This window comes from Okeania sp., assembly GCF_983059655.1.
In genome coordinates this window covers 1-6,328 of sequence record NZ_CEZPJD010000448.1, presented here as the reverse complement: position 1 = coordinate 6,328, position 6,328 = coordinate 1, and the positions used below count along the sequence as shown (strand labels likewise).

Annotated in this window: 3 protein-coding genes; all 3 read left to right on the top strand. The window is 36.5% G+C overall.

The window, feature by feature from the left end:
* Positions 1 to 257 precede the first annotated feature (257 nt).
* The 3 genes from AC3DU7_RS21575 to sigC all read left to right on the top strand — a co-directional run bounded on the left by AC3DU7_RS21575 (position 258) and on the right by sigC (position 5,711).
* The gene (locus AC3DU7_RS21575) at positions 258 to 1,625 is read left to right on the top strand and encodes an NCS2 family permease (RefSeq protein ID WP_488041357.1); all 1,368 of its coding nucleotides are present in this window, start codon (positions 258 to 260) and stop codon (positions 1,623 to 1,625) included.
* 1,330 nt (positions 1,626 to 2,955) lie between these two features.
* Positions 2,956 to 3,840 carry a lipoyl synthase gene (gene lipA / locus AC3DU7_RS21570; protein WP_488041356.1) on the top strand — a complete coding sequence of 295 codons (885 nt, stop codon included), beginning with the start codon at positions 2,956 to 2,958 and terminating at the stop codon, positions 3,838 to 3,840.
* A gap of 629 nt (positions 3,841 to 4,469) precedes the next feature.
* Positions 4,470 to 5,711 (top strand): RNA polymerase sigma factor SigC, encoded by a 1,242-nt coding sequence (sigC, locus tag AC3DU7_RS21565; RefSeq protein WP_488041358.1) that lies wholly within the window; start codon positions 4,470 to 4,472, stop codon positions 5,709 to 5,711.
* The last annotated feature ends 617 nt before the right edge of the window (positions 5,712 to 6,328 follow it).

Genomic DNA, 6,328 nt, shown 5'->3' with positions numbered 1-6,328 from the left:
CTTGCGTCTGACGCCGACGCGGGATCTGACCGCTTGTGTCTGTCGCCGACGCGGAGTCGCATTGCTTTTGCTTGTATCGTGGCTATAGCAATATTGTATGAAATTGGTATTACAAAAGACTGAAACAGGGCTATCTCAAAATCTTTTCAGTTGATAAAAACGGAGTTTATAATGATAGAAAAAACTTTTTTTTACTTGACAAAATATACAAATAAAGATATGTTTTCTAGCCAAATTCTCAATTTTTAGGTCGCAATATGACTCCAGAAAATGGCCAGTTAAATAAATTAGTAATTATTGCTAAATTTTTTCAATTTAACCAGCTCAAAACTAACTTTCGCACAGAGACAATAGCAGGAATAACTACCTTTGTGACAATGGCATATATTTTAGTAGTAAATCCTGACATATTATCCAAAGCAATTTTTTTGCAGAACACCGGCGATTTATTTGGAGAATTAGTAATAGCTACAGCAATATCAGCAGCATTTGCTACCCTAATTATGGGAATATACGGTAATTATCCATTTGCCTTAGCACCAGGTATGGGGTTAAACGCTTACTTTACTTTTTCAGTAGTGTTGAAGTTAGGAATTTCTTGGCAAATTGCCTTGGCTGCTGTGTTAATAGAAGGCTTGATTTTTATTGGTTTAACTATTAGTAAAATTCGCAGTAAAATCGTTAATGCTATTCCTGAATGTATTAAACAAGCAACAACAGTTGGTATTGGTTTATTCATTGCTTATATAGCTCTAATAAATACCAAAATTATTGTCTCTAACGAAACTACAACTACAACTTTAGGGAATCTAAATCAACCAGAAACATTAGTAGCGATCGCTGGAATTATTATTACCTCTGGATTCATAGCTCGCAGGATTACTGGAGCATTATTATGGGGAATCCTAGCAACAGCTTTACTAAGCTGGACATTAGGAATTGCACCTTTACCTCAAGGAATTGTCAGCTTTCCTCAATTACCAACACACTTATTTGGTCAAGCATTTATAGGTTTAGAAAGTATCATAAAAACTAACATCTGGGAGCTAATCAGTATCATTTTTGTTTTAATATTTGTAGATTTATTTGACACAGTAGGAACTTTAACAGGATTAGGAATAAAAACAGGTTATTTTAATCAAACAGGAAAATCATTTAACTTAAACAAAGCATTTATGGCAGATGCGATCGGCACAACATTTGGAGCAGTGATGGGTACTTCCACAGTCACAACTTATATTGAATCTGCTTCAGGTATTTCCGAAGGAGGGCGCAGTGGATTCACCGCAGTTATTACAGCATTTTTATTCATTTTATCTATATTTTTTATTCCCTTATTATCAGCAATTCCTTCCTTTGCAACTGCACCAGCATTATTAATTGTAGGAGTATTAATGATGAGTAGTGTTCGTAATATTAATTGGGACGATCCAGCTCAATCTATTTCAGCATTTTTAACAATTATAGTTATGCCTTTAAGTTACTCAATTGCAGACGGATTAGCTATGGGTTTAATTATTTATCCTCTTCTTAAAACATTCCAAGGAAAAGTACATGAAACTACTTTTACTATGTGGCTATTAGCGATCGTATTTATATTAAAATTTGTACTTGTTGGAAAATAATTATTAACATTATCTGAAAAAAAGACTTTTTCAGCAAGCCCTAATTAGTGATGAAAAAACCTACCCTCTTATAACAGTTTGATAAATATTTATGTAAGCATTCAGCTATTAGCTGTCAGCTATCGGCAATAAGGCTCATTTATAAAGTGACTCAGTTGAGATTAAACTCGGATCGATCGCTACTCCAACTGCTAAAGGATTGTGCAGTTAGCAACCATATAACTCTTAATTATATCTGTAAAAAACCATATAAATCTTGGTAAATTAATCTTCCCTGCTATTATAGTCAAAGCTTTCACATTGGAATAGATCGCAATAATGAGTAATGAATAATTACTTTTCAGGCTTAGAAAGAATACTTTGCTAGTAACTTTTTATTCTTTCTCAACTTCAAAGATTACTTTTGCCTTCTCCAAGATTAATAGCTGATAGCTGATAGCTGATAGCTGACGGCTGTTTGCGCAGCATGACCTAGGAAATGCTTACATCTTAACTTTTAACTTCTGTAAAATGGTATTAGAAAGCTCAAGGATACGAACTTATCCATAGATACTGTGCTATCATTATTAGTATCAAGAGATTTAAACATTATATTGAGCAAACTAGAGAAGCAGTAACATTATGTCCGCACTTTATAATTTGCGTAAATCCAAGCGCTAATATCTACAGGCAATTTAAGTTTTTTTTCCAGCTTTAAACCTTCTTCCAACTTCGGTCTTTCATCCTTCGGTCTCTCCTCTTCCTTACCAAAAAATTAGGTCCAAAGCCTCTCCTTTTAAGGGGATGAAAAAGCGGTCGAGGGATGGCGAGGTCTCCTCGCCATATCCAATCGACCAAGACAGCGGTCGCTCTTCGTAGCTTCCCGAAGGGTGGGATGGCGATCTTCGGAGCTGCTCTGCAAGAGCCGGTCTCCTCGCCATATCCAATCGACCAAGAGAGCGGTCGCTCTTCGCAGCTTCCCGTAGGGTGGGATGGCGATCTTCGGAGCGGCTCTGTCAAGAGCAGGTCTCCTCGCCATATCCAATCGACCAAGAGAATATTCAATTCAATATTTAAAGCATAGGGCTTTAGTCGGAGGTACTGATAACTGATAACTGATAACTGAAATGACCTTCTGCTATTGTGATGTGGTTTCACAAATTTAGTATGACATACTTTCATGTAATTTTTTATACTAAAATGTATTTATGAATCTATATGAACTTAGTTGTAGATATTTTGCTAATTATTAAACTCAGGAATTTAATGAAAAATTTATTTAAACTTCTTGTTGCTACCATGCTACATTTGTTAAGCTAAACTTAAAATCATAATCACAATAAATAAAAAAGTGGTAGTTAAACCAAACTGGTTACGAGTAAAGGCCCCTCAATGGCAGAGAGTTGGTAATGTCAAGGAAATTTTACGAGACTTAAGTCTCAATACTGTCTGCGAAGAGGCTTCCTGTCCAAATATCGGTGAGTGTTTTAATGCTGGAACAGCGACTTTCCTGATTATGGGACCTGCTTGTACTCGTGCTTGCCCCTACTGTGATATAGATTTTGAGAAAAAACCTCAGCCTTTAGATCCGACTGAACCAGAGAGACTGGCAGAAGCAGTTAAAAGGTTAAAACTCAATCATGTTGTTATTACTTCTGTAAATAGAGATGACTTAATAGATGGGGGCGCTACTCAATTTGCTAAATGTATTTCCCAAGTTAGAGAAACTTCACCTCAAACAAGTATAGAAGTCCTGGTACCAGACTTGTGTGGTAATTGGCAAGCTCTGGAAATAATTCTTAAAGCAAAGCCAGAAGTACTTAACCATAATACTGAAACAGTTAAACGACTGTATCGTAGAGTTCGGCCTCAAGGTGACTATGAGCGTACATTAGAACTTTTGAGGCGATCGCGAGAATTGGCCTCTGAAGTATACACAAAATCCGGCATCATGGTAGGTCTGGGAGAAACTGAAGCAGAAGTCCAAAAAGTAATGGAGGACTTACGGAGTGTTGACTGTGACATTTTAACTATTGGACAATACTTACAACCAACTCCTAAGCATTTACCAGTATCTAGTTTTGTCAAGCCAGAACAATTTGATATATGGAGAGAAATGGCCGATTCAATGGGCTTTTTACAAATTGTTGCTTCCCCCTTGACTCGTAGCTCATATCATGCAGAAGAGGTAAAAGAATTAATGAAAAATCATCCAAAAGCGAAAAGTAAGAAGTAGACTTTAGATTTTTCCTCATTATTTGCTACTCACGAAAGCTATGATCACTGCCAAAGTATGTCACCCATCACCCCCGATAGCAAAAACAATCACTGCTAAAGTGTGATACTGATCGCCCATCATTGTGTCTAGAGTAACTTAATAGCTAGAAATTGATTAGTAAGTAAATTGAGTATGCTACACATAAATTAAGTTAAAAGCTTTGTAAAAATTAAGCTGAGTGAATAAAAAGTGTAATCAGCAAAAAATCAAAGTAAAAATTTATAAGAATTTAACCTCAAAAATCCGAAAATTCCCGAAGTGATCGAAAACAACCAGTAATAGTGATGAACGTTAATATAGCTTCTGACTGTAGTCACCTTGCTATATCAGAAGTCTCCATATACTAAAAATCAAGCCTAGAGAAGTTAACTGGAGCAAAAACACACAGGCAAATGTACTCTCAAGGTCATCGCTAATATATTTATAGAAAGTAAGCGATCGCCTAAGTTAATTCAGCCTATAGTTGTTAATACTCATCAGGAAACAAAACTAGACTAAGTGCCGACTTCTAAGGAATAAGGCATTTTATCCATAGACTGTCCACTAAGTACAGCCTCTTGTCAACTGGAGCAATTGAGATGATCGCTATGTCAGCTACTTATCCTAATACTGAAGAAAAACTGCAAGATAATAATTTGCAGACAAATGTTTCTGAAGATATAGAGCAAATCATTGCTCGACCAGAAATCAATGAGCTAGAAATGGAAGATGCAGAAACAGAGAATGCTCAAAAAAGTACTAACCGTAGCACAACTGATTTAGTACGTTTGTATCTCCAAGAAATTGGTAGAGTTGACTTGCTCGAAAGAGATCAAGAAGTATCTGAAGCTAAAAAAGTCAAGTGCTATGTGGAGTTATTGGAGTTACTCAATAAATCAGCTACAGAAGAAGAAGGCGTAATTAGGCATTATGTTAAGTTGATTGAGATTCGTAATCGTCTGACAGCTCAGTTAGGACATAGGCCATCTTTGGAACGGTGGGCAAAAGCAGCAGGTATACCTGTGGCAGAACTTAAACCTACTCTTGCTGCTGGAAAGCTTCGTTGGGCGGAATTAGCAGGTTTAAGTGTTAAAGAACTGGAGAAAGCTCAAAGTGATGGGGTTAAAGCCAAAGACCACATGATTAATGCTAACTTGCGTTTAGTAGTGTCAGTAGCGAAAAAGTATCAGAATCGTGGCCTAGAACTTTTAGATTTAATCCAAGAAGGAACTTTAGGTCTAGAAAGGGCAGTTGAAAAATTTGACCCAAGACGTGGGTATCGATTCAGCACTTATGCTTATTGGTGGATTCGTCAAGGAATAACAAGAGCGATCGCTACTCAAAGTCGTACAATTCGCTTACCAGTTCATATTACGGAAAAGTTAAACAAAATTAAAAAAGCGCAACGGAAAATTTCTCAAGAAAAAGGGCGTATAGCAAAACTTGACGATATTGCCCAAGAGCTAAATATGACACCAGCTCAAGTAAGAGAAGTGTTACTGAAAGTTCCACGTTCAATTTCTCTTGAAACTAAAGTAGGTAGTGATAAGGATACTGAGTTAGGGGAACTCCTAGAAACTGAAGATGCTTCTCCAGAAGAAATGTTGATGCGGGAATCTTTAGTACAAGCATTAAAAGGACTACTAGAAGATTTAACCCAAAGAGAAAAGTCTGTAATCTCCATGCGTTATGGTTTAGGAGATGGTAATCCTTACTCTTTATCAGAAATTGGTCGTTCTTTGAAACTATCTCGGGAACGAGTTCGTCAAATTGAAGCAAAAGCTCTACAGAAACTGCGCCAACCCAAGCGTCGTAGTCAGGTACAAGATTACTTAGAGTCTTTAACGTGAGTAAAGAAGAGATAAAAATGTGGCAATACATTTACGTCGCCACATTTTAGGATTTAATATAAAAATAGCTTAATGTTTGCTAAATCTAAATATGATTGATTGATATATAATCCATTTGGAATCTTGACCTTGATGACAATTTTGAGTCATCGAGTAGCCAGTGGGATAGAGGCAACAGGGGAAAAAGGTGGAAAAATATTTTCATACTCCTCCATGATGAATATACGTATCTTCTGACTTTCTTTTTGGTATATTTACCCGCATAAAAATTTGAGAGGCACTGAGTCATACATGGATTGAAGCAATAATTGAAAATACTTCAATACAATCCCGTAATAGCAGTTTAAATAACCTCTGCTATTACCCAGAGTAAATTTTCCTATTCTTCTTGCTCTTCCTCCCTACCCTCTGCTCAAAGTTTCTAGATTCTTGTTCACCTATTCCCACAGCTTTTGCCAGACGATTTCTTAAGTAGGGGAGTAAGGGAGTGGGGGAGTGGGGGAGAAACAAACATCAGAGTAATTAGCATTAACTGGCTAATAATTAGGAAATAAGTTATTAAACCTGTGTTAATTACTTAATAACTGAAGTTTCAGCCGAGTATAGCACTATTTTTT